Source organism: Micromonospora sp. NPDC048843 (assembly GCF_040649965.1).
GTDB lineage: Bacteria > Actinomycetota > Actinomycetes > Mycobacteriales > Micromonosporaceae > Micromonospora > Micromonospora hortensis.
On record NZ_JBEZGJ010000044.1, the window covers coordinates 1 to 21,477 of the forward strand.

21 protein-coding genes are annotated in these 21,477 nt (G+C 70.9%); 16 read left to right on the plus strand and 5 right to left on the minus strand.

Annotated features, from left to right (window positions below; translation table 11 throughout):
* Window positions 1-85: 85 nt before the first annotated feature.
* Together AB0C20_RS13390 and AB0C20_RS13395 are read right to left on the minus strand one after the other, a co-directional pair.
* Window positions 86-1,291: an FAD-dependent monooxygenase gene (locus AB0C20_RS13390; protein ID WP_357191412.1), complete on the minus strand. Its 1,206-nt coding sequence runs from the start codon at window positions 1,289-1,291 to the stop codon at window positions 86-88.
* Between the two features lie 187 nt (window positions 1,292-1,478).
* Window positions 1,479-2,222: a PadR family transcriptional regulator gene (locus AB0C20_RS13395; protein WP_357191409.1), complete on the minus strand. Its 744-nt coding sequence runs from the start codon at window positions 2,220-2,222 to the stop codon at window positions 1,479-1,481.
* Between the two features lie 217 nt (window positions 2,223-2,439).
* On the opposite strand from AB0C20_RS13395, the gene nadD reads away from it, so the two are divergent.
* The 5 genes from nadD to AB0C20_RS13420 all read left to right on the plus strand — a co-directional run bounded on the left by nadD (window position 2,440) and on the right by AB0C20_RS13420 (window position 5,890).
* Window positions 2,440-3,036 carry a nicotinate-nucleotide adenylyltransferase gene (gene nadD / locus AB0C20_RS13400; RefSeq protein WP_030336528.1) on the plus strand — a complete coding sequence of 199 codons (597 nt, stop codon included), beginning with the start codon at window positions 2,440-2,442 and terminating at the stop codon, window positions 3,034-3,036.
* A 110-nt stretch (window positions 3,037-3,146) separates the two neighbouring features.
* On the plus strand, window positions 3,147-3,554 hold the full coding sequence (gene rsfS / locus AB0C20_RS13405) for a ribosome silencing factor (RefSeq protein WP_210785344.1): 408 nt from the start codon (window positions 3,147-3,149) through the stop codon (window positions 3,552-3,554).
* Window positions 3,551-4,210, plus strand: coding sequence for a histidine phosphatase family protein (locus tag AB0C20_RS13410; RefSeq protein ID WP_357191407.1), 660 nt, complete (start codon window positions 3,551-3,553; stop codon window positions 4,208-4,210). The genes rsfS and AB0C20_RS13410 overlap by 4 nt, the downstream gene beginning before the upstream one ends.
* A 48-nt stretch (window positions 4,211-4,258) precedes the next feature.
* A complete protein-coding gene (locus tag AB0C20_RS13415) occupies window positions 4,259-5,113 on the plus strand; it encodes a DegV family protein (RefSeq protein WP_357191405.1) in 855 nt (284 codons plus the stop codon).
* A 3-nt stretch (window positions 5,114-5,116) separates the two neighbouring features.
* A complete protein-coding gene (locus AB0C20_RS13420) occupies window positions 5,117-5,890 on the plus strand; it encodes an SDR family oxidoreductase (RefSeq protein WP_357568053.1) in 774 nt (257 codons plus the stop codon).
* 164 nt (window positions 5,891-6,054) lie between these two features.
* Here AB0C20_RS13420 and hemC read toward each other — a convergent pair whose 3' ends face one another.
* Window positions 6,055-6,990 (minus strand): hydroxymethylbilane synthase, encoded by a 936-nt coding sequence (gene hemC, locus AB0C20_RS13425; RefSeq protein ID WP_357568055.1) that lies wholly within the window; start codon window positions 6,988-6,990, stop codon window positions 6,055-6,057.
* A 187-nt stretch (window positions 6,991-7,177) separates the two neighbouring features.
* Here hemC and AB0C20_RS13430 point away from each other — a divergent pair, with 187 nt between their 5' ends.
* The 4 genes from AB0C20_RS13430 (at window position 7,178) to AB0C20_RS13445 (ending at window position 12,474) form a co-directional block, all read left to right on the plus strand.
* Window positions 7,178-8,020 (plus strand): ComEA family DNA-binding protein, encoded by an 843-nt coding sequence (locus AB0C20_RS13430; RefSeq protein WP_357568057.1) that lies wholly within the window; start codon window positions 7,178-7,180, stop codon window positions 8,018-8,020.
* A gap of 56 nt (window positions 8,021-8,076) precedes the next feature.
* Entirely contained in the window at window positions 8,077-10,476 is a 2,400-nt protein-coding gene (locus AB0C20_RS13435) for a ComEC/Rec2 family competence protein (RefSeq protein ID WP_357568070.1), read from the plus strand.
* A 598-nt stretch (window positions 10,477-11,074) separates the two neighbouring features.
* Complete coding sequence (holA, locus tag AB0C20_RS13440) at window positions 11,075-12,055, plus strand: DNA polymerase III subunit delta (RefSeq protein WP_357191042.1); 981 nt, start codon at window positions 11,075-11,077, stop codon at window positions 12,053-12,055.
* Window positions 12,052-12,474 carry a hypothetical protein gene (locus AB0C20_RS13445; RefSeq protein ID WP_091409841.1) on the plus strand — a complete coding sequence of 141 codons (423 nt, stop codon included), beginning with the start codon at window positions 12,052-12,054 and terminating at the stop codon, window positions 12,472-12,474. The genes holA and AB0C20_RS13445 overlap by 4 nt, the downstream gene beginning before the upstream one ends.
* A 181-nt stretch (window positions 12,475-12,655) precedes the next feature.
* On the opposite strand, the gene rpsT is transcribed toward AB0C20_RS13445, so the two are convergent.
* Window positions 12,656-12,922: a 30S ribosomal protein S20 gene (rpsT, locus tag AB0C20_RS13450; protein ID WP_030491765.1), complete on the minus strand. Its 267-nt coding sequence runs from the start codon at window positions 12,920-12,922 to the stop codon at window positions 12,656-12,658.
* A gap of 253 nt (window positions 12,923-13,175) precedes the next feature.
* Complete coding sequence (locus tag AB0C20_RS13455; RefSeq protein WP_357191045.1) at window positions 13,176-14,162, minus strand: phosphotransferase; 987 nt, start codon at window positions 14,160-14,162, stop codon at window positions 13,176-13,178.
* Window positions 14,163-14,223: 61 nt separating this feature from the next.
* On the opposite strand from AB0C20_RS13455, the gene AB0C20_RS13460 reads away from it, so the two are divergent.
* The 7 genes from AB0C20_RS13460 to AB0C20_RS13490 all read left to right on the plus strand — a co-directional run bounded on the left by AB0C20_RS13460 (window position 14,224) and on the right by AB0C20_RS13490 (window position 21,466).
* A complete protein-coding gene (locus AB0C20_RS13460; protein ID WP_357568058.1) occupies window positions 14,224-14,760 on the plus strand; it encodes a DUF4240 domain-containing protein in 537 nt (178 codons plus the stop codon).
* A 116-nt stretch (window positions 14,761-14,876) separates the two neighbouring features.
* On the plus strand, window positions 14,877-16,754 hold the full coding sequence (lepA, locus tag AB0C20_RS13465; protein ID WP_357191050.1) for a translation elongation factor 4: 1,878 nt from the start codon (window positions 14,877-14,879) through the stop codon (window positions 16,752-16,754).
* Between the two features lie 369 nt (window positions 16,755-17,123).
* Window positions 17,124-17,408, plus strand: coding sequence for a GlsB/YeaQ/YmgE family stress response membrane protein (locus tag AB0C20_RS13470; RefSeq protein ID WP_091409827.1), 285 nt, complete (start codon window positions 17,124-17,126; stop codon window positions 17,406-17,408).
* 425 nt (window positions 17,409-17,833) lie between these two features.
* Window positions 17,834-18,118 carry a GlsB/YeaQ/YmgE family stress response membrane protein gene (locus AB0C20_RS13475; RefSeq protein WP_203122726.1) on the plus strand — a complete coding sequence of 95 codons (285 nt, stop codon included), beginning with the start codon at window positions 17,834-17,836 and terminating at the stop codon, window positions 18,116-18,118.
* A gap of 251 nt (window positions 18,119-18,369) precedes the next feature.
* Entirely contained in the window at window positions 18,370-19,656 is a 1,287-nt protein-coding gene (locus AB0C20_RS13480) for a sugar ABC transporter substrate-binding protein (protein WP_357191053.1), read from the plus strand.
* Window positions 19,653-20,639, plus strand: a complete 987-nt coding sequence (locus AB0C20_RS13485) for a sugar ABC transporter permease (RefSeq protein ID WP_357191055.1) — start codon at window positions 19,653-19,655, stop codon at window positions 20,637-20,639. Before AB0C20_RS13480 ends, AB0C20_RS13485 begins: the two co-directional genes overlap by 4 nt.
* Window positions 20,636-21,466, plus strand: a complete 831-nt coding sequence (locus AB0C20_RS13490; RefSeq protein WP_238678492.1) for a carbohydrate ABC transporter permease — start codon at window positions 20,636-20,638, stop codon at window positions 21,464-21,466. The genes AB0C20_RS13485 and AB0C20_RS13490 overlap by 4 nt, the downstream gene beginning before the upstream one ends.
* Window positions 21,467-21,477 lie beyond the last annotated feature (11 nt).

Consider the following 21,477-nt stretch of genomic DNA (forward strand, 5'->3'; position numbering starts at 1 on the left):
TCCACCACACACTTCCCCTCCCCGACGCTCTTCCGATCGGGCTGGCCCCTGCGGGGTGGCTGGCCAGCCACCCCGCAGCCACCGCTCAGCGCAGGGCGGGCTCCGCCGTGACCGGCGCGTCCCAGTCGATGACGTAGCGCTGCTCGTCGGCGACGGTCTTCTCCGGGTCCAGCACCGTGCGCACCATCAGCGGCATCAGCAGCGGCATCAGCGTCCGCGCGACCGCACCGGGCGCCTTCGCGTGGTTGATGCGGGCCGCGCGGGCCGCGACCCTCTCCACCCGGGTACGACGCAACCGCACGTACGCGGCGAACGCCGCCTGAACGTCCGGCAGGTCGCGCAGGCAGCGGGCGAGTTGCACAGCGCTCTCGATGGCCAACGACGCGCCCTGCCCCGAACTGTTCGACGGCGCGTGCGCCGCGTCGCCGACCAGCACCATCCGGCCCCGATGCCAATGCGGCACGGGCGGCATGATCTGCAACGACCCGACCACCTGGAGGTCGTCGGCGTTGCTGGTCGCGACCAACTCCCGGCCCGGGTCGTCGTCGCCGTAGGTGGCGCGCAGCGTGTCCAGCCACTGCTCCGCCGGCACCGCCCGGGCCTCGACGAGGCTCATCGGCCGCCGCTGCGGCAGGTTGGCCCCCCACCGGGTGCCGCCGCCAGGCTCCGGCCAGTACAGGTAGTAGCCGCGTCGGCCGAACGCGAACGTCATAGTGCCGGGCTCGGCGTCCACCTCGTGCCGGGCGACCGCCTCGAAGCCGAGCAGCCCGGTGAACCGGGGGCCGGGCGCGGACGGGTCGATGAGACCCCGGACCGTGGAGCGGATCCCGTCCGCGCCGACGAGGATGTCGGCGGTCGCGGTGCTGCCATCCTCGAAGCGTGCGGTCACGCCGTCGCCGGTCTGCTCGGCGTGGACCAGCCGCTTGCCGTACGCGAACGGCACACCTTCGACGAATGCCTGGTCGTGCAGCACCTGGTAAAGCTCAGCCCGGTGCACCACGTGCAGCGGCGGCACCCCGGTCAGCGTGGGCATGGCGATGCGGCGGCGGCCGACGGCCAGAGCGCTGCTGTCGATCGGTGTGGCGATCGCCGTCACCGCCTCGTGCGCGCCGACCGTACGCAGAGCCGCCACGCCGTTGGGCGCGAGGGCGAGGGTGCCGCCGATGCCGCTGGCCGTGGTCGGGTAAGCCTCGTAGACGGTTGCGGTGATGCCGGCGCGGCGCAGCGCGAGCGCTGTCACCGGCCCGGCGATGCCAGCGCCGATGACGATCGCGGTTCGTACCGTGGTCATGCTCTCTCCCTGGTTGTGGTCGTTGGCGCGCGGGCGCGGACCTGGTGTGGTCGGTGCGCGGGCGCGCGGACCTGGGAGGGAGCCCGGTTATCCTCGTGGTTGCCGCTTCGGGCCGGGTGCCTTCCCAGGCGTCGGTTCGGGGTCAGGGCCCCGGTGAGGTGTTGGCGCACCTCGCCGGGGCCGCTCTTCAGCCGGTGGTGTCGGCTCCCCGGCTGCTGCTGTCGGGGCGTTCGGCGCTGTCGGGGCTGGCCTCCTGGGTGTGGGTGGTCGGGGTGTCGGGGTTGGCCTTCGGGGCGTGTGTCTTCTCGGCCAACTCGGTCAGTTCGGCAGGCATCTCGCCGGTCTCGTGGAAGGCCCGCCAGGTGTCCAACCCGGGGTAGCTGCCCGAGGTCAGCTCGGCGAGCAGTGCCCGCAGCCAGGCGGCCTCCGCGTTGCGGATGGCGAGGTCGTACTCCGACTCCACCAGGAACAGCCGCGGGATCTCTCGCAGGTGCGCGTCGAGGGTCTCGCGGTCCTGGTGGACCGCGGCCTCCAACAGGTCGAGTCGCTGCCGCAGCAGGCCGGTGGCCTCGTCGGGGTGCAGCGCGGCGAGCACTGACAACCCGGCCCGGAAGCGGGGATGCTCCGCCATCGGGGTGGAGACCAGCTCGCGGGCCCAGTCGACCAGCTCCGCCCGCCCCGCGTCGGTGATCCGGTAGACGGTGCGTTCCGGGCGTCGGCCCTCGCGCACACTCTCCACCGCCTCGATGAGGTGGTGTTTGTCCAGGTTGCCGATCACCGTGTAGAAGGACCCCCACTTGAACTCCATGTCCTGGTCCTTGCCCCAGGCACGCAGTGCGGTGGCGATCTCGTACGGGTGCATCGGCCGCTGGACCAGCGCGGACAGCACGGCCAGCGCCAGCAGGTTGCCGACCTTGCGCCGCTTCGGCACGATGACCCCCTCGCTCGTCGACGGTTACTCGCCGACGAATATACGCCGACGGTCAGAATGCTACGACCCCCTACGTGCGGTGCCCTCGGTGGATTGACTCGGTTTTCATGAACTCGCGGTGTCCGGGTCTCCCAGATGGGCCGACTCTCAGGAAGTCGAGTTGATCACGGTGCCGGGCCGGGACGGTCGGCCACGACGCTCGGCCTACGATCATTGGGTGGAGGAAGATATCCGGCGGATCGGGATCATGGGTGGCACCTTCGACCCGATCCACCACGGGCACCTCGTCGCGGCCAGCGAGGTGGCGGACCGGTTCGGCCTGGACGAGGTGGTCTTCGTGCCCACCGGTCAGCCGTGGCAGAAGGCCGACGAGCCGGTCAGCCCGGCCGAGGACCGGTACCTGATGACAGTGATCGCCACCGCCTCCAACCCCCGCTTCCAGGTCAGTCGGGTCGACATCGACCGTAGTGGCCCTACCTACACGGTCGACACGCTGCGTGACCTTCAGGCCGAGTACGGCCCGAAGGTGCAGTTGTTCTTCATCACCGGCGCGGACGCCCTGCAACGCATTCTGTCTTGGAAGGACCTGGATGAGATCTTCGAGCTGGCCCATTTCATCGGCGTGACCCGGCCCGGTTTTCCGCTGAGCGACAAGCACCTCCCGGCGGACACCGTCAGCCTGATCCAGGTGCCCGCTATGTCCATCTCGTCGACCGACTGTCGCGCTCGGGTAGCCCGAGGCGAGCCGGTCTGGTACCTGGTGCCAGACGGTGTGGTGCAGTACATCGCCAAGCGGAGCCTCTATCAGCGCTGAGTGCACCCGTTATGCCCAGTTTCGTGCCGTTAACCGACCAGAACTGGACGATCGGGGTGCCGCCGGGTATGAGACGCTTGGAGGATCGCACGCTTGATCGAAGGAGAACGGTGACGATTTCCGAACGCGCTCACGAGCTGGCTATCGCGGCCGCCCAGGCCGCCGCCGACAAGAAGGCGCAGGACATCACGATCATCGACGTCGGCGACCAGCTCGCCATCACCGACGCGTTCGTGCTCGCTGCTGCCCCCAACGAGCGTCAGGTGCTGGCCATCGTCGACGCCATCGAGGAGAGCCTGCTCGAGCTGCCGGACAAGGCGAAGCCGGTGCGGCGCGAGGGCGAGCGTGGTGGCCGCTGGGTGCTGCTCGACTACGTCGACATCGTGGTGCACGTCCAGCACACCGAGGAGCGCGAGTTCTACGGGCTCGACCGCCTCTGGAAGGACTGCCCCACCATCCCGTTCGTCGATCGCGACCTGGTCGAGGCCGACGCCAGCGGGTCCGCCGCGGCCGAATGACCCGACTGATCGTCTGGCGGCACGGCAACACCGACTGGAACGCCGCCAACCGCGTCCAGGGGCAGACCGACGTACCCCTCAACGAGCTTGGCCGCGACCAGGCCCGCGCCGCCGCCCCGCTGCTCGCGGGGCTGCGGCCCGACGCCATCGTGGCCAGCGACCTGAGCCGCGCCGCCGACACCGCCGCCGCGCTCGCCGCGCTGACGGGCCTACCGGTACGCACCGACGCCCGGCTGCGCGAGCGGCACTTCGGCCAGTGGCAGGGTCTGCACCTCACCGAGGTCGCCGAGCGATTCCCCGACGAGTACGCGCGCTGGCGGGCCGGTGACCCGGACCCGGGCGCGGATCTGGAGCCCCTGCACGACCTCGGTGAGCGGGTCGGTGCCGCGCTGCGGGAGGCTGCCGAGGCGGCAGCCGGCGGCACTGTGGTGGTCGCCACCCACGGTGGCGGTTCCCGGCAGGGCATGGGTCATCTGCTCGGCTGGGACACTGGTGTGCTGCGCTCCATCGGCTCATTGGCCAACTGCCATTGGAGTGAGCTACGGCACGACGACCGTGCGCCGGCCATCGGGCGTCCGCAGGACGTCAGTGGCTGGCAGTTGCGGGCGCACAACGTCGGCCTGATCACCGCCCCGGTCGCCGTCGACGCGGTCTGAGCATTCGCGCCTCGGCGTTCGGGGCCTCGATCGGCTAGCGTGCCGGGCATGCCCGTCGCGGTTGTCATCGACTCCACCGCCTACCTTCCGTCCGAGCTGGTGCAGGCGCACCGGCTGACCGTCGTGCCGTTGACCGTCGTGCTCAACGGCGCGGAAGGGCTGGAGGGGGTGGAGACCCAGCCGGCCGACGCCACAGTGGCGCTGAGTGCCCGCCGGGTCACAGCGACCACCTCGCGCCCGGCACCCGAACAGTTCGCCAGGACGTACCGTCGACTGCTCGACGCCGGCGCCGACGGGATCGTCTCGGTGCACATCTCCGCCGCGCTGTCCGGCACTGTGGAGGCCGCCCGGCTCGCCGCCGCCGACCTGGACGGCCGGGTCGAGGTAGTGGACAGCCGCTCGGCGGGCATGGGGCTGGGCTTTCCGGCCATCGCCGCCGCCACCGCCGCCGAGGCTGGCGCGGACAGTGCCGCTGTACGCGACGCGGCGCTCGGCGCCATCGCCCGCACCACCGTCTGGTTCTACGTCGACACGCTGGAGTTCCTCCGCCGAGGCGGCCGGATCAACGCGGCCGAGGCGTTGGTTGGCACCGCGCTGTCCGTCAAGCCGATCATGCACATGCCGGACGGGGCGATAGTGCTGCGGGAGAAGGTCCGCACCGCCAGCCGGGGAGTGGCCCGTCTCGTGGACCTGGCCTTCGAGACGGCCGACGGCGACGACGTGGATCTCGGGGTGCACCACCTGGCCGCGCCGCAACGCGCCGAAGCGCTGCGCGCCGCGCTGACCGAGCGGTTCGGTGACCGGCTGCACGACACGTACGTCTCCGAGGCGGGTGCGGTGGTCGCCGCGCACGCCGGGCCTGGCCTGGCCTGTGTGGTCGTCCACCGCCGACCGCAGGGCTGAGCCGTGCCCACGTCGTGCGTGGTGACCGGAGGCGGTCGCGGTGTCGGCCGGGCGGTGGTGGAACGGCTGCTGGCGACCGGCGCAACCATCGTCGTACTGGAACGCGACGCCGACGTTGTCGACTGGTTGGCCGACCATCCGGCCGCCGATCGGCTCGTCGCGGTCATCGGCGACGCCGCCGACGAGCAGGTGGCCGAGCGCGCCGCCGAGCTGGCCGACCGCGCCGCGCCGCTGACCGGCTGGGTGAACAATGCTGCGGTGTTCCGCGACGCCACGCTGCACACCGCGTCGGCCGACACGGTACTGGACCTGATCGGGTTGAACCTGCGCCCAGCCGTTGTGGGCGCCGCTGTCGCCGTCCGCCGCTTCCTGGCCCGCGCCGCAGGCGGCGCGATCGTCAACGTCTCGTCGCACCAGGCCCGTCGACCGGTGTCCGGTGCCCTGCCGTACGCGACGGCGAAGGCCGCAGTGGAAGGGCTGACCCGGGCGCTGGCCGTCGAGTACGGGCGGCACGGCATCCGCGCCAACGCGGTGGCGCTCGGCTCGATCGCCACCGAGCGGCACGCCGAATTCCTCGCCACGCAGGAGCCCACCCAGGCCCAGTGGATCGACGCCGAGCTGACCCGCCTGCACCCGGTGGGCCGCATCGGGCGGGCCGACGAGGTGGCCGAGGCGGTCGCGTACCTGCTGTCGCCCGCGGCGAGCTTCGTCAACGGGGTGACGCTGCCGGTGGACGGCGGACGGGCCGTGCTCGGCCTCGACCCGGAGGCCCGCTGACCGCCAAGATCGCTCGGCTTCTAGCTGTCGGCGACGAACACGCCCTGCCCCTGCTGACCGTGATCGAGACAAGGCGGCAGATCCGCTTCGAGTTTCTGGCCGTTCTTGCCGCCGGATCCCCAGGCGCGAACGTAGACGGCCCGGCGGTAGAAACCGTCGACCTGTCAGGCGTGCGCGGGCGGGTCGAGGAGGTCACGAGCGCCCTGCTGGAGCAGGTCGGCGGCGACGGAGGTCCCGAGGGTGATCGGATCCGCCGCCCATTCGTGTACGTCGAGCACTGTCTTACCGTCAACGCTGATCACCCTCGCCCGTAGGCCGAGGCGTCCGTCGGATTCGGTGCGGGCAAGCGCAGCGATGGGGGAGTGACAGTTCCCCTCCAGGATCCGCAGCATGGTCCGTTCCGCCACGGTCTCCCGCCAGGCCCGTGGGTCGCCGAGGCTGACTGCCAGGTCGCGGGTGCTCACGTCGTCCTCCCGGCACTGCAGGACCAGGGTGCCGGAGCCGACGGCCGGGACCATCGTGTCGACGCCGATCGGGTGGGTGATGCGGGCGGCCTGCCCGATCCGTTCCAGCCCGGAGACCGCGAGCAGCAGTGCGTCGTACCTGTCCCCGGCGTCGAGTTTGGCGAGCCTGCTGTTCGCGTTGCCCCGGATGGCCACCGGCACCAGGCTCGGCCAGTGCAGCGCCAGCTGCGCCACCCGCCGGACGGCGGAGGTGCCGATCCGGGTACCGGAGGGCAGTTGGTCGATCCGCAGCCCGCCCGGGTGCACGAGGCAGTCCCGGACATCGTCACGGGCCAGGTAGGCGGCCATCACCGTGCCGGCCGGTGCCGGCCGGTCTCCGGGGACGTCCTTGACGCAGTGCACAACCAGGTCCACATCCCCGGCGATCAGGGCCGCGTCCACCTCCTTGGTGAACGCCCCCTTGCCGCCCAGGGCAGCCAGGTCACCGTGCCAGCGGTCCCCGCTTGTCGACATCGACAGCACGTCCACTGTGACCTCTGGGTGCCGATCGGCGAGCATCGCGCGGACCCGCTCGACCTGGGCGAGAGCCATCGGAGAGTTGCGGGTGCCGATGCGCAGCAGGCGGGAGTCGGACATACCGGCGAGGGTAGTCCGCTCGCTGTGGGCGTCCGCGACCAGACCGGCCGCCCAGGCCGCGCGCCGTAACTTGACGCCCACATAGCAGATCAGAGCATGATCAGGGCGTCGTCCACAGTGGCGGTGGTTGTCCACAGGAAGACGTCGTCACCCACCACCGTCCCGGCCGCCGCCATAGCGTCGCGCTGTGTCGCACGACGAGGAGACAGAGGTACGCCAGCGCCTGCGCCGGCTGACGGAGACGGCCGTCGTGCCACCGCCCCGGCCGGAGGTGCCGCTCGCGGGCGTACCCCCGTCGTCCCTGGTCGGCGCGCTGCCGGCGGACGTGCTGCCCTCCCAGCCCGCCGCGCTGGTCGCGGAGCCGACATCGGACGGCCTTGCGGTCCCGTCCGAGTCGCGGCTGCCCGGCCCCGGTGCGTTCGACCCTGGGCGGCGCGGTGTGCGGGCGTTGGCGGTGGTCGCCGTGGTGGTGGTAGTGGGCGCGGCAGGTTGGGCCTGGCAGGCCCGGCCGCAGTCGGAGCCGGTCGCCCCGCTGGCCAGCGACGCCGCGTCGGCCGCGCCGGCGGGTGACCCGAGCGTGTCCAGCTCCGCCGAGGTGGTGGTGGCGGTCGCGGGCAAGGTCCGAAAACCCGGTCTGGTACGCCTGCCGGCCGGGTCCCGGCTCGCCGACGCGGTGCAGGCGGCCGGCGGCGCGCTCCCGGGGGTCGACGTGGCGCTGCTCAACCCCGCCCGCAAGGTCAACGACGGCGAGCTGATCGTGGTCGGGGTGACGCCACCGCCACCGCCGGTGCCGGGCGGCGCGGCCGGGCCTGCGGCGGGCGGCGCGGCACCCGCCACCGGGCCGCTGAACCTCAACACCGCGACGCTGGCGCAGCTCGACGCGCTGCCCGGGGTGGGGCCGGTGCTCGCCCAACGAATCCTCACCCATCGAGACCAGCACGGCGGGTTCAAGTCCGTCGGCGACCTACGCCAGGTCGACGGGATCGGTGATGCCCGTTACGAGCAGCTCAAGGATCTGGTGACGGTGTGAGCGAGTCCTCCGTCGCCGCTGGCCCTTCGCCGGCCGGTAGGGCTCAGCCCGAGCCGCTGGCCGGGCCGGCTCCGAGCACGCCACTGGTTGGCCGGGCCCGGTCCGAGCCGCCGGATCTGCGACTGGCTGGGCTCGCGGTGGCGGCCTGGCTGACGGCGCTCGCCGGCCTGCACCTCGGCAGCCGCACCACGCTGCTGGTGACGGGTACGGCAGCCGGGCTGACGGCAATTGGTGCCGTGCACCTGCTCGGCCGCCTCGGCAGTCCCCGAGCCGTGGTGCGGCGCTACGGGTGGGTCGCCGTGGCGGTCGGCCTCGGTGTGGTCTGCGGTGGTGCGGCTACCGCCGCCCAGCTCGCCGTCCGCGACGCGCCGGCGATCCGTGCCCTCGCCGAGCAACGCGCTCCGATCACCGCCGACCTGGTCGTCCGGGACGATCCGCGCCCGATCCGGAGCGCCGGGCGGCCGGGGATGCTGCTGGTGTCGTCCGAGCTGGTCCGGCTCACCGGCCCGGATGGTCGACGGATCCACGCATCGGTGCGGCTGCTCGTCCTGGCGACCGACCCGGCGTGGCGGGGGCTGTTACCCGGGCAGCGCCTCACCGTCGACGGCCGGCTCGGCGTTCCGCGGGGCGGCGACCTCACCGCGGCGGTGCTCAGCACCAACGGTCCACCGGAGCGGCACGGCGCGCCGTCCTGGGCGCAGCGCGCCGCCGGGACGCTGCGTACCGGCCTGCAACGGGCCTGCGCGCCGCTGCCCGACGACCCCGGCGGGCTGCTGCCCGGTCTGGTGGTGGGTGATACCAGCCGACTTCCACCCGCCGTCGAGGCGGACTTCCAGGCCACCGGGATGACACATCTCAACGCGGTCTCCGGCTCCAACGTCGCGATCGTGGTGGGTGCGGTGCTGTTACTGGCCCGGTGGTCGCGTGCCGGCCCGTGGCTCGCCGCGGCGCTGTGTGCGGTGGCGCTGGTGGGGTTCGTCATCCTGGTCCGCCCGTCACCGAGCGTCGTACGGGCCGCCACGATGGGAGCGATCGGGCTCGCCGCGCTCGCCGCCGGTCGACCTCGGGCGGCGCTGCCCGCGCTGGCCGCCGCCGTGACAGTGCTGGTGCTCGTCGACCCCGAGTTGGCCGGGGACCCCGGGTTCGCCCTCTCCGTGCTGGCCACCGGTGGCCTGCTGCTGCTGGCGCCGCGCTGGCGGGACGGATTGCGTCGGCGAGGCGTCCCGCCAGGGCTGGCCGAGGCGCTGGCCGTGCCGGCGGCCGCCCAACTCGCCTGCGGCCCGGTCGTCGCCGGGATCTCCGGCACTGTGAGCCTGGTGGCGGTGCCGGCAAACCTGCTGGCGGTGCCGGCCATCGCGCCTGCGACAGTGCTGGGCGTGCTGGCGGCCATGGTCTCGCCGATCTGGCCAGCCGGCGCCGAGTTCGTCGCGTGGCTGGCGAGTTGGCCGGCCTGGTGGCTGGTGGTCATCGCCCGCCACGGTGCTCGACTGCCAGGTGGCACCCTGCCGTGGCCGGGCGGGGTGCCCGGTGCCCTGCTGCTGACCGGGCTGACCGTCGCGCTGCTGATCGCTGTTCGCCGGCCACTCGTACGCCGGCTGGTGGCGGTGGTCGGGGTCGCCGCCGTGTTGGGTGCCCTGCCGGTCCGGCTGGTGGCTGCCGGCTGGCCGCCCGCCGGGTGGGTGGTGGTGGCCTGCGCGGTGGGGCAGGGCGACGCCCTGGTGCTCCCGGTCGACCCCGGCCGGGCCGTGGTGGTGGACGCCGGGCCGGAACCGGGTGCGGTGGACGGCTGCCTACGTCGGCTCGGCGTACGGGAGGTGCCCCTGCTGGTGATCAGTCACTTTCACGCGGACCACGTGGGCGGGGTGGCCGGGGTGTTCCGGGGACGGCGGGTGGGTGCCGTGTTGACGCCGTCGTCCACCGACCCGGAGAGCGGCCGGGACCTGGTTCGAGCGGCGGCCACCGGGGGGCGGGCCGCGCTGCTCACCACGGTGGCTGGCGCTCGCCACCCCGTGGGCGAGGTCGACCTGCTGGTGCTCGGCCCGCCGTACCCGCTGGCCGGGACCAGGTCCGATCCGAACAACAACTCGCTGGTGCTGCGCGCCACGGTGGCCGGGGTACGGATCCTGTTAGCCGGCGACGCGGAGACCGAGGAGCAGCACGCGCTGCTGGCGCGGGCGGCCCCCGGCCAGTTACGGGCGGACGTGTTGAAGGTCGCGCACCACGGGTCGGCGTATCAGGATCCGGGGTTCCTCGACGCGGTGCGGCCGACGGTGGCGCTCGTGCCGGTGGGCACGGGCAACACCTACGGGCACCCGAGTCCGGCGCTACTCGCCCAACTGGGCAGGGGCGGGGTGCGGGTGCTGCGCACCGACACGGATGGCGACGTGGCGGCGGTCCGAACGGGCGACGGTCTGGCGGTAGCCCGGCGAGGTGTGCCCGCAGGCCGGCAGCCCTGACCGGCGGGCGGACGGCCCTGACCCGCGCGCCGGCAGCCCTGACCGGCGGGCGGACGGCCCTGACCTGCGCGGACGGCTCTGACCTGCGCGGAGGGGCCTGACCCGCAAGCGGACGGCCCCGGAACCGCGCTGGCTGTTCTCGGTCACTGATCGACTCGGTTCCGCTGAACCCGGCGTATCACCGTGGTCCGACACCGCGGTCTCCTGATGGCGCATGTAGCAAGTAGGCACGCCGTTGCGTAAGACAGACTGCTGTTCGTCAATCCCACACTGCCCCGTCGATCATGGACTTATGGTGGGCGACAAAGGCCACCTTAAGGCGCAAAACAGGCACCACAACTCCATGATCGACAGGTAACCCCCGACCCCGCCCGCGATCTTGCAGTTGCTGTCGCGGCATGGAGGGCATTCCAGGCGTATGGGCGACCGAAAGTGCAAGATCGGGGAGATCGCGGACGCTGCGGCGTGGGTCATGAGGCGCGGGTGACTTGCGGATTAAGCGGGGAATTGAGTTGGATGTCTGGATTTGCGCTGTGTGCGGGCTGCGCCGATCAAGCAGCGAATGAGCAGGCACGATCCCGCCGCAGGCCGTGCGAATATGGGCGGCGTGACCCCCGCCAGCCTCGCCCCCATTCTGCTCGTCCTCGGTGACGAGGAACTGCTCGCCACGCGCGCGGTCACCGAAGCTGTCGCGAAGGTTCGCAGTGTCGACCCCGAGGTGGACGTCCGCGAGTACCAGGCCAGCGCGCTCACCGTCGGCGAGATCGCCGAGATGCTCAGCCCCTCGCTGTTCGGCGGGCGGCGGCTGTTGATCCTGCGTTCCGGCCAGGACGCCCGCAAGGACCTGGTCGCCGCGCTGTTGGCGTACGCGAAGAATCCCGACCCGGAGGTCCAGCTGCTGGTGCTGCACCTGGGCGGTGCCAAGGGCAAGGCGTTCGCCGACGGTCTGCGGGCGGCCGGCGCGACTGTCGTCCCGGCCGCCAAGCTCAAGGGGCACCGCGACCGGGTGGCCTTCGTCCGCGACGAGATCCGCCGGGCCGGCGGAAAGTGCACCGACGACGCCGCCGAGGCGCTCATCGCGGCGGTCGGCAACGACCTGCGTGAGCTGGCCGCCGCCTGTTCCCAACTGGTCGCCGACACCGATGGGCGAATCAGCGCCGAGACGGTCTCCCGTTACTACCGGGGCCGGGTCGAGGTGACCGGCTTCACGGTGGCGGACGCCACAATGGTCGGCGACGTGCCGGCGGCGCTGGAGGCACTGCGCTGGGCCCTGCACGTCGGGGTCGACCCGGTGCCCATCGCCGACGCCCTGGCCGACGGGGTGCGCACTGTGGCCCGGGTGGCGTCGGCCGGGCGGGGTAGCGCGTACCAGCTCGCCAGCAGCCTCGGAATGCCCGCCTGGAAGATCGAGCGGGCGCAGCGGCAGGGGCGGGGCTGGACGCCGGAGGGCCTGGTCCGGGCCATGCAGGTCGCCGCCGAGTGCAACGCGGCCGTCAAGGGCGGCTCCGACGACAGGGCGTACGCCCTGGAGCGTGCGGTCTTCTCGGTCGCGGCGGCCCGGCAGGGCAGCACCAGGTGACGGGGGCGAACCGCCCAGCGTGGGCCACCATTCCCGTGGACGAGGAGCGCTACCGGCCGCTCTACGCCCGGCTGCTCGGCCTGCGGTTCGTCAACCCCGGCGGCGTGCTGTGCTTCCTCTTTTTCGAGGGTGCCATCGCTCTGGCGGTGCTGCTCGCCCTCGCCGAGCTGGTCAGCTGGTGGGCGGTGCTGGTGCTGCCGGTCGTGGTGGCCGCCATGGTGAAGCTCAACGACATGGTGGCCGCGATCGTGGTCCGCTCCGCCGCGCTCGTGCCCGAGCAGGAGCGGGACCGGTTTCGCCGGCAGATGGAACCGGTGGTCGGCCGAGCCCGGGTGGAGTGGGTCTCGCACAGCGTTCCCGGCGTGGTGATCACCGCCGATCCGGTGCCACCGCCCCGACGGGCCAACCCCTCAGACTGACCGCCGACCCGTCAGAGCCCACGCCCAGGGACGGCCGGCGGGAGAAACGCTGCCCGCATCCCGCACAGAACGGCCGGCCCGCAGAGAACGGCCGCCCGGATGAACACGGCCGGCCTCTGGACACACGGAAACCCCGGGCCTGGGGCCCGGGGTTTTCCGAATCAGTCTGACGGTTAAGTCGTCAGGCGGAGAGCGACACCACGCGCTTCGCGATCGCGGACTTGCGGTTCGCGGCCTGGTTGGAGTGGATCACGCCCTTGCTGACGGCCTTGTCCAGCTTGCGCGAGGCGTCCAGCATGAGCGCGGTCGCCTTCTCGACGTCACCGGCCTCGGCAGCCTCGTGGAACTTCCGGACGGCGGTCTTCAGCGACGACTTGACCGACTTGTTGCGCAGCCGGGCCTTCTCGTTCTGCCGGTTGCGCTTGATCTGGGACTTGATGTTCGCCACGCGACAGCCTCGTCTTGATAGCTCGGGTTGGTCAGCTTATTGCGCGTGATGACGAACGTGCGTCATCGCTGCGCGAAGAGCCAGGTTACCAGGTCGCCCGGGACGAGCCAAAACGGCTCGGCCTTCGCGCGGACGGACCCGGCCCGTCGGGGACCAGGTTACGCCCTCGAACACGGCGGCGGCCCACCGCCGGCCCTGGCGGCAGGCCGGTACGCGTGACCGGGAGTCCGGGCCGCTTCAGGCTGGTCAGCCGTCACCGCCAGCCCTGGCGGCGGGCCAGCCAGTCGAGCGACTGCTCGCCGCTCCACCGCTGGTGGGCGGGCAGGTGCGGCGAGGCCGTCGGCGGTGCCGCCGCCGCGCCGGTCAGGTAGTAGCCGGCCAACGCGGCCAGTGTCGCGTCCAACGCGTCCGCTGGCGCGCCGGCGGCGGCCGGGTGCGCGGCGAAGAGCCGGTCCGCGTCCAGCCCGCTGGCGTACGCGGTGAGCAGCAGGCCGGCCAGGTCGAACCAGGCCGGCCCGGAGCAGACCCAGGTCCAGTCGCAGAACCAGGCTCGGCCGTCCGTGCCGATCAGCACGTTGTCGACCCGCAGGTCGCCGTGGATCAGGCCGGTCGCGCCGACGGCGTACCGGGGGAGGAGGGACTCCAACTCCACCAGCTCGGGCAGCCGGCCCACCAGCGGCGCGGGCAGTGGTGGGGTCGGTTCCCGACCGGCGGCGACCTCCTCCCACCAGAGGATGTCCGACCGGGCCAGGTCGGCCAGGTGCGGCAGGTCGAGCGCTGTCAGCTCGGCCGGCGGGTCGGCCAGGGCGGCGGCGATGCGCGCGTACCCGGCGAGGGTGGCGTCCAACTCGGCGGGCACCCAGGGCAGGTGCGGTGTGTGCCCGTCGACCGCGTCGGTGCAGAGCACGAACCAGCCGGCCGCGGAGAGGGTCCACCGGGGGCGGGGCGCCGGCAGGTCGGCCGGCAGCCGGTCGAGGATCGCTGCCTCCCGGGCGTACCAGTCGACCAGATGCGGTTGCTCGGCGGCGGGTGCGGCCTTGACGAAGGCTTGACCACCGTCGGCGGTGTCGAGCACGGCGGCGAACCCGCGGGTGAAGCCCGCGCCCGCGATCCGGGCGGTGACCACCGGCGCGCCGAGCCGGTCGGCGACCGCGGTCCGCAGCGCCGCCGGCAACGCCGGCCACGACGGGCGCAGGGCACTCGCGTGGTACGGCACCGGCGGCAGCAGGGGAGGGGACATCCCACCATGCTGCCCCGGGGTACGTGCGCGACGCACGGCGACACTGCCAGACTGCCAAGCCATGAGGACCGAGGACTTCTGGAAGCTGATCGACGAGGCGCGGGCCGGCGGCGGGGGTGAACCCGGCCCGGTCGCCGCGCGGGCCGTGGCGTTGCTCGCGGAGCGCGACCCGGAGGACATCATCGGGTACGCGCGGCACCAGACGCGGGTGCTGGCCGCCTCGCACAAGGCGGATCTGTGGGGTGCGGCGTACCTGATCAACGGTGGTGCCTCGGCTGAGGGCTTCGAACACTTCCGGGGCTGGCTGATGACCCAGGGGCGGGCCGTCTTCGCCGGTGCGGTCGCCGAACCGGACTCACTGGCCGAACTGCCCCAGGTGCGGGCAGCCTCGCTCAGCGGCGAGGAGTTCTCCGCCGAGCAGATGCTCTCGGTGCCCTGGGACGCGTACCGCAAGGCCGCCGCCACCGAACTGCCGGCGGACCGCGACCCGGTGCGGACGCCGGATCTCAACGACTTCTGGGACTTCGACGACGAGGACGAGGCGCGTCGCCGGCTGCCCCGGCTGGCCGCGCTCTTCGTCGAGCCGCCGATGGAGTGAGGGGTCCTCGGGCCGTTCCATCGCCCGCGCAGTGGGCGCACCCCGGCGGCGTGGGAACATAGAGGGGGTCGGCGGCGCGCCGGCCTGTTCACGTCAGCCGACCAGAACGGACCGCTGTGCCACCGAAGCTCGATCCCGGCGCGAACGCCCCTGGTGCCACCGACCCCGGTCGCATCCGGAACTTCGGCATCATCGCCCACATCGACCACGGGAAGTCGACCCTGGCCGACCGGATGTTGCAGCTCACCGGTGTGGTCGACCCGCGGCAGATGCGCGCGCAGTACCTGGACCGGATGGACATCGAGCGCGAGCGCGGCATCACCATCAAGAGCCAGGCCGTCCGCATGCCGTGGACCATCCGCGAGGGTGAGCGGGCTGGTGAGCAAGCGGTACTCAACATGATCGACACCCCGGGGCACGTGGACTTCACCTACGAGGTGTCGCGGTCGTTGGCTGCCTGCGAGGGTGCCGTGCTGCTTGTCGACGCCGCGCAGGGCATCGAGGCGCAGACCCTGGCCAACCTCTACCTGGCTCTCGAGAACGACCTGCGCATCATCCCGGTGCTCAACAAGATCGACCTGCCGGCCGCGCAGCCGGAGAAGTACGCCGAGGAGCTGGCCCACCTGATCGGCGGTGATCCCGCGGACTGCATCCGGGTCTCCGGCAAGACCGGCGAGGGCGTTCCGTACCTCCTCGACGAGATCGTCCGGCAGTTCATCCCACCGGTCGGTGACGCGGTGGCGCCCGCCCGGGCGATGATCTTCGATTCGGTGTACGACGTCTACCGCGGCGTCGTCACGTACGTCCGGGTCATCGACGGCCGGATCAGCGCCCGCGACCGGATCAAGATGATGTCCACCGGTGCTGTGCACGAGCTGCTGGAGATCGGTGTCATCTCACCCGAGATGGTCAAGGCTGAGGCGCTCGGCGTCGGCGAGGTCGGCTACCTGATCACCGGTGTGAAGGACGTCCGGCAGTCCCGGGTCGGTGACACGGTCACCATCAACACTCGGCCGGCGGCCGAGGCGTTGGGTGGCTACAAGGACCCGAAGCCGATGGTCTACTCCGGCCTCTACCCGATCGACGGGTCCGACTACCCCAACCTGCGCGAGGCGTTGGACAAGCTCAAGCTCAACGACGCCGCCCTGGACTACGAGCCGGAGACCTCCGGCGCGCTCGGGTTCGGCTTCCGCTGCGGCTTCCTCGGCCTGCTTCACCTGGAGATCATCCGGGAGCGGCTGGAGCGCGAGTACAACCTCGACCTGATCTCCACCGCGCCGAACGTCGTCTACCGGGCGATCACCGACGACGGCGAGGAGATCGTCGTCACCAACCCGAGCGAGTACCCCACCGGCAAGATCGCCGAGGTGTACGAGCCGGTGGTCCGGGCCACAGTGTTGACGCCCAACGACTACGTGGGCGCGGTCATGGAGCTCTGCCAGGGCCGTCGCGGCAACCTGCTCGGCATGGACTACCTCTCCGCCGACCGGGTGGAGCTGCGCTACACGCTGCCCCTCGCGGAGATCATCTACGACTTCTTCGACCAGCTGAAGAGCCGCACCAAGGGCTACGCCTCGCTCGACTACGAGCCCACCACCGAGCAGGCGTCCGACCTGGTGAAGGTGGACATCCTGCTGCACGGCGAGCCGGTGGACGCGTTCAGCGCCATCGTGCACAAGGACAAGGCGTACAACTACGGCGTCACCATCGCCGCCAAGCTGCGCACCCTGATCCCGCGCCAGCAGTTCGAGGTACCCATCCAGGCGGCCATCGGCAGCCGGGTCATCGCCCGGGAGACCATCCGGGCGATCCGCAAGGACGTGCTCGCCAAGTGCTACGGCGGCGACATCAGCCGTAAGCGCAAGCTGCTGGAGAAGCAGAAGGAAGGCAAGAAGCGGATGAAGATGGTCGGCCGGGTCGAGGTGCCGCAGGAGGCCTTCATCGCCGCCCTCTCCTCCGACTCCGGCGACGGCAAGGCCGCCGGCAAGAAGTAGTTCGCGCCGCCGTACGCGCCCGGGTGCCACCCGCACCCGGGCGCGTCGCGTTTCCGCGCACTTCGCCCGCACTGCCCCCCGTCGGGTCTGGCGGGCCGCCGAGACTGCCGGCCGAGCGCGCCCGTGTGGGGCGTGTGACCGCCGGGCGCGGAAAATTTTCTGTCGCTGTGCTGGGGCCGGCGGGTCGACGACATGGCCTCCTACCTGTGTGGACGTACTTACGCGCCAACCGACGCACCTCGAAAACATTGACGAGTGGCGTTGTCGATTGAGGTGAGTCGGTTTGGGCTTTCGGTGGCTCGGGCACTTAGCCGTCACGACAGGAAGCACACACCTCGTGTGTCACACATTCTTTGAAGGAGGGCGACCGTGGAGTTCACCGTGTGGGGCATCATCACTGCGATCGTTGTCGGTCTCATCGTCGGCGCGCTCGGCCGGCTGGTCGTCCCGGGCCGGCAGAACATGCCGATCTGGCTGCACATGCTGATCGGTATCGGCGCGGCCCTGCTGGGCACCGTCCTGGCGCGGGCCATCGGCATCGCGACCGAGACGAGCGGCATCGACTGGGGCGAGCTGCTGGTGCAGGTCGTGGTGGCCGCGATCGCTGTCGCGCTGGTGGCCGGTGTGGGTGGCCGCCGCCGCGTGACCCGGTAACACCACAGCACCAACTCGTACCACCGCGACACCTCCGATGGGCGTCCGACCGACAGGTCGGGCGCCCATCGGTGTTATGCCCGCCGCGAGGGCCGTCGCCGCGTCCTGCTCGACGTTCCCGGCGGGCTGGAACCCAGTGATCGACTCGGTTTTGGTGATGTCGCGGTGTCCCGGTCGGTCCAATGCCGCGGATTCAATGACCTCGTGTTGATCATGCGCCGGCGGCTCGGCGGCTCGGCGGCTCGGCGGCCCGGCGGCCCGGCGGCCCGGCGGCTGGTGGGAGCGCTGTGGAACGTGTCCCTGTCGGCCAAGTCGTGATCGTTTGGTGAGTGAAGTCGGTTTGGATTTTCGGTGGGTAGGGCAATTAACGGTCACGACAGGAAGCACACGAACCGTGTGTCAGACATTCTTGAAGGAGGGTGGCCGTGGAGCTCACCGTGTGGGGCATCATCACTGCGATCGTTGTTGGTCTCATCGTCGGCGCGCTCGGCCGCCTGGTCGTCCCGGGTCGGCAGAACATGCCGATCTGGCTGCACCTGCTGATCGGTGTCGGCGCCGCGCTGCTGGGCACCGTCCTGGCGCGGGCCATCGGCATCGCGACCGAGACGAGCGGCATCGACTGGGGCGAGCTGCTGGTGCAGGTCGTGGTGGCCGCGATCGCTGTCGCGCTGGTGGCCGGTGTGGGTCGCCGCCGCAGCGTCACCCGATAACGACCCGGCATCATCTGGCGACACAGCACCACTGCTGGAACAGCACGACTGGAAAGGGCGCCCGGCCGAGAGCCGGGCGCTCTTTCGTGCTGGTAGGCCCGACTTTGGCCGGATGTTGGAGTGCCGGTCGTCGGGCCGCTGCGGTACGGTCGCCACGCTTCGGCCAGTCCCGCCCACTGTCGTAAAGGAATTCTCCGTACTAGGGTGCGGCGGAGAAGGTTAGTTCCAAGCGGCGCGAGGGGAGAAGTGGCGTGAACAGGTGGAAGCGGCTGGCCCCGGTCACCGCCATAGTGGCCTCGGCCGCGATGGTGCTGACCGGCTGTGGGGGCTCCAGCGACGATGCGGCCGACGACAGCAAGCTCACGGTCTGGATGATGGGCGAGGGCGGGGACGCGCAGAACTCCTTCCTCGACGGGGTCGAGGCCGAGTTCCGCCAGAAGCACCCCGACACCGATGTGGTCGTGCAGTACATCCCCTGGCTGGAGGCGCCCAAGAAGTTCCAGGCGGCGCTCGCCGGCGGTGAGGGGCCGGACATCACCGAGCTGGGCAACACCGAGACTCAGGGTTGGGCCGCCCAGGAGGCGCTCGCCGACGTGAGTGGTCGGATGGGCGGCTGGGCCGACGGCAAGGATCTGCTGCCCGACCTGGTGCGCAACGCTCAGCTCGACGGCAAGCAGTACGGCGTGCCCTGGTACGCCGGTGTGCGCGCCATCTACTACCGCACCGACTGGTTCGCCGAGGCCGGCGTGCAGCCCCCGAAGAACTGGGACGAGCTGGTCACAGTGGCCAAGGCCGTACAGGCGAAGAAGAAGGGCACCTACGGCATCGCGCTGCCTGGAAACTCCGAGCTGCCCTTCTACTCCTTCCTCTGGGGTGCCGGCGGCGAGATCGCCAGCAACCAGGGCGGCACCTGGAAGTCCGGCTACACCACGCCGGAGGCGCAGCGGGCCGTCAAGTTCTGGACCGACCTGGTGACAGTGCACAAGGTCGCCCCGCCGGCGGCGGCGGGTTGGAACGAGATCGACGCGCGTACCCAGTTCGCCACCGGCAAGGCCGCGATGGCCTTCGCCGGCAGCTGGCAGCAGGGCGCCATCAAGAAGGACAACCCCGAGATCGAGAAGGTCTGGGGCACGTTCCCGATCCCCGGCCCGGATGGCAAGGCGGCGCCCGGTTTCGCGGGCGGCTCGGACGTGGCGATCTGGAAGGACAGCGAGCGGCAGGACCTGGCCTGGGACTACCTGACCGTGCTGCTGAACAAGAAGAACGCACAGAGCTTCGCGAGCAGCCTCGGCTTCTTCCCGGTTTACAAGGACCTGGTCTCCGGTGACGCGTACGCGAACGACAAGGTGATGGCGTCGTTCGCCACCACGATGCAGAACACCAAGCTCACGCCGCTCACCCCGAAGTGGGTGGAGGTCAGCCGGACGAAGACGGTGACCCAGGCGATGAACAGCTCGGTCATGAAGGGTCAGAAGACGGTCGAGAAGGCTACCGCCGACGCGGCCGGTGAGATGGAAGGCATTTTGAACAGCAAGTGAGCTCACAGACCAAAAACCCGGAGACGGCCGCTGCGCGGGAGACCCCCGCGCGGCGGCCTCGCCGGGTGGACCGCCTGCCCTACCTGCTGCTCCTGCCCGCTCTGCTGATCATCGGGGTGCTGCTGCTCTGGCCGCTCGGCCAGGTGGTGGTGATGTCCTTCTACCGGCTGAACAGCGTCCGGCAACTGCGCGGCGATCGGGAGTGGCCGTGGGTGGGGTTCGGCAACTACGTCGACATCCTCTCCGACCCGTTCTTCCTGACCGTGCTGCGCAACACGGTTCTGTTCGCCGCGGCCAACGTGCTGCTCACCATGGTGCTCGGCACCCTGGTGGGGCTGCTGCTCAACCGGCTCGGTCGCAAGATGGCGACGTTCGTGGCCAGCTGCGTGATGCTCGCCTGGGCGACGCCGGCGCTGACCGGCACCATCGTCTGGAAGTGGATCTTCGACGACACGAGCGGCCTCGTGACGTGGTTGTTCAACGCGTTGCCGGACGGTCTCTCGAACAGCCTGTTCGGGCGCAGCGACTGGACCGGCTACGGCTGGTTCAACTCGCCACTGCTCTTCTTCGCCATCCTCACCCTGGTGGTGGTCTGGCACTCGTTCCCGTTCATCGCGGTGAGCGTGCTGGCCGGTCTGAAGAGCGTGCCGAGTGAGCTGCACGAGGCGGCCCGGGTGGACGGCGCCAGCCCGTGGCGGGTCTTCTGGAAGATCACTTTCCCGTTGCTGCGCCCGGTCTTCGGGATCCTGATCGTGCTCTCCACGATCTGGGACTTCAAGGTCTTCACCCAGCAGTTCGTGCTGGCCGGCGGCACCCAGGACCGGCCGACGTTCATGCTCGCCATCTACTCGTACGCCGAAGCCTTCTCCCCGCCGCCCAAGTACGGGCTCGGCGCGGCCATCGCGGTCATCCTCACGCTGATCCTGCTCGTGGTCACCGGCTTCTACGTACGGATGGTGCTCAGGCAGGAGGACGAGTCGTGAAGAAAATCGCCCTCAACGGCGCCGGGCTGCTGGTCGCGCTCTTCGCGGCGTTCCCGGTCTACTGGATGATCTCCACCTCGCTGAAGCCGAGCAACGAGATCTTCTCGGCCACCCCGCAGCCGGTGCCGACTCATCCGACGTTGGCGCACTATCGGGAGATCCTGACCGGCAACCTGATCCCCGGCGTCAGCTTCCTCGACTTCTTCCTCAACAGTGCGTTGGTAGCTGTCTCGACTGTGGTGCTCAGCGGTCTGGTGGCGTTGCTCGCCGCGACCGCTGTGGCCCGGTTCCGCTTCAAGCTGCGGACCAGCTTCCTGATCATGCTGCTGGTGGTGCAGATGATCCCGCTGGAGGCGTTGGTCATCCCGCTGTTCCTGATGATCCAGCGGCTCGGGCTCTACAACACCCTGCCCAGCCTGATCCTCACGTACCTCGGCTTCTCGCTGCCGTTCGCGGTCTGGATGCTGCGCGGCTTCGTCGCCGCGGTGCCGAAGGAGTTGGAGGAGGCGGCGGCGATCGACGGAGCCAGCCGGGCCCAGATCTTCCGCCGGGTGCTCTTCCCGCTGGTCGCGCCCGGCCTGGTGGCCACCAGCATCTTCTCCTTCATCACCGCCTGGAACGAGCTGATCTTCGCGCTGACCTTCATCAACGACCAGGGCAGCTACACGCTTCCGGTGGCGATGACCTTCTTCTTCGGTCGGGACGACACCAACTGGGGGCCGGTGATGGCCGCGTCGACCCTGTTCACCCTGCCGGTCATCATCTTCTTCCTGCTGGTGCAGCGTCGGATGGTCTCCGGCCTGGTGGCCGGCGCCGTCAAGGGCTGACCCCGCGTCAG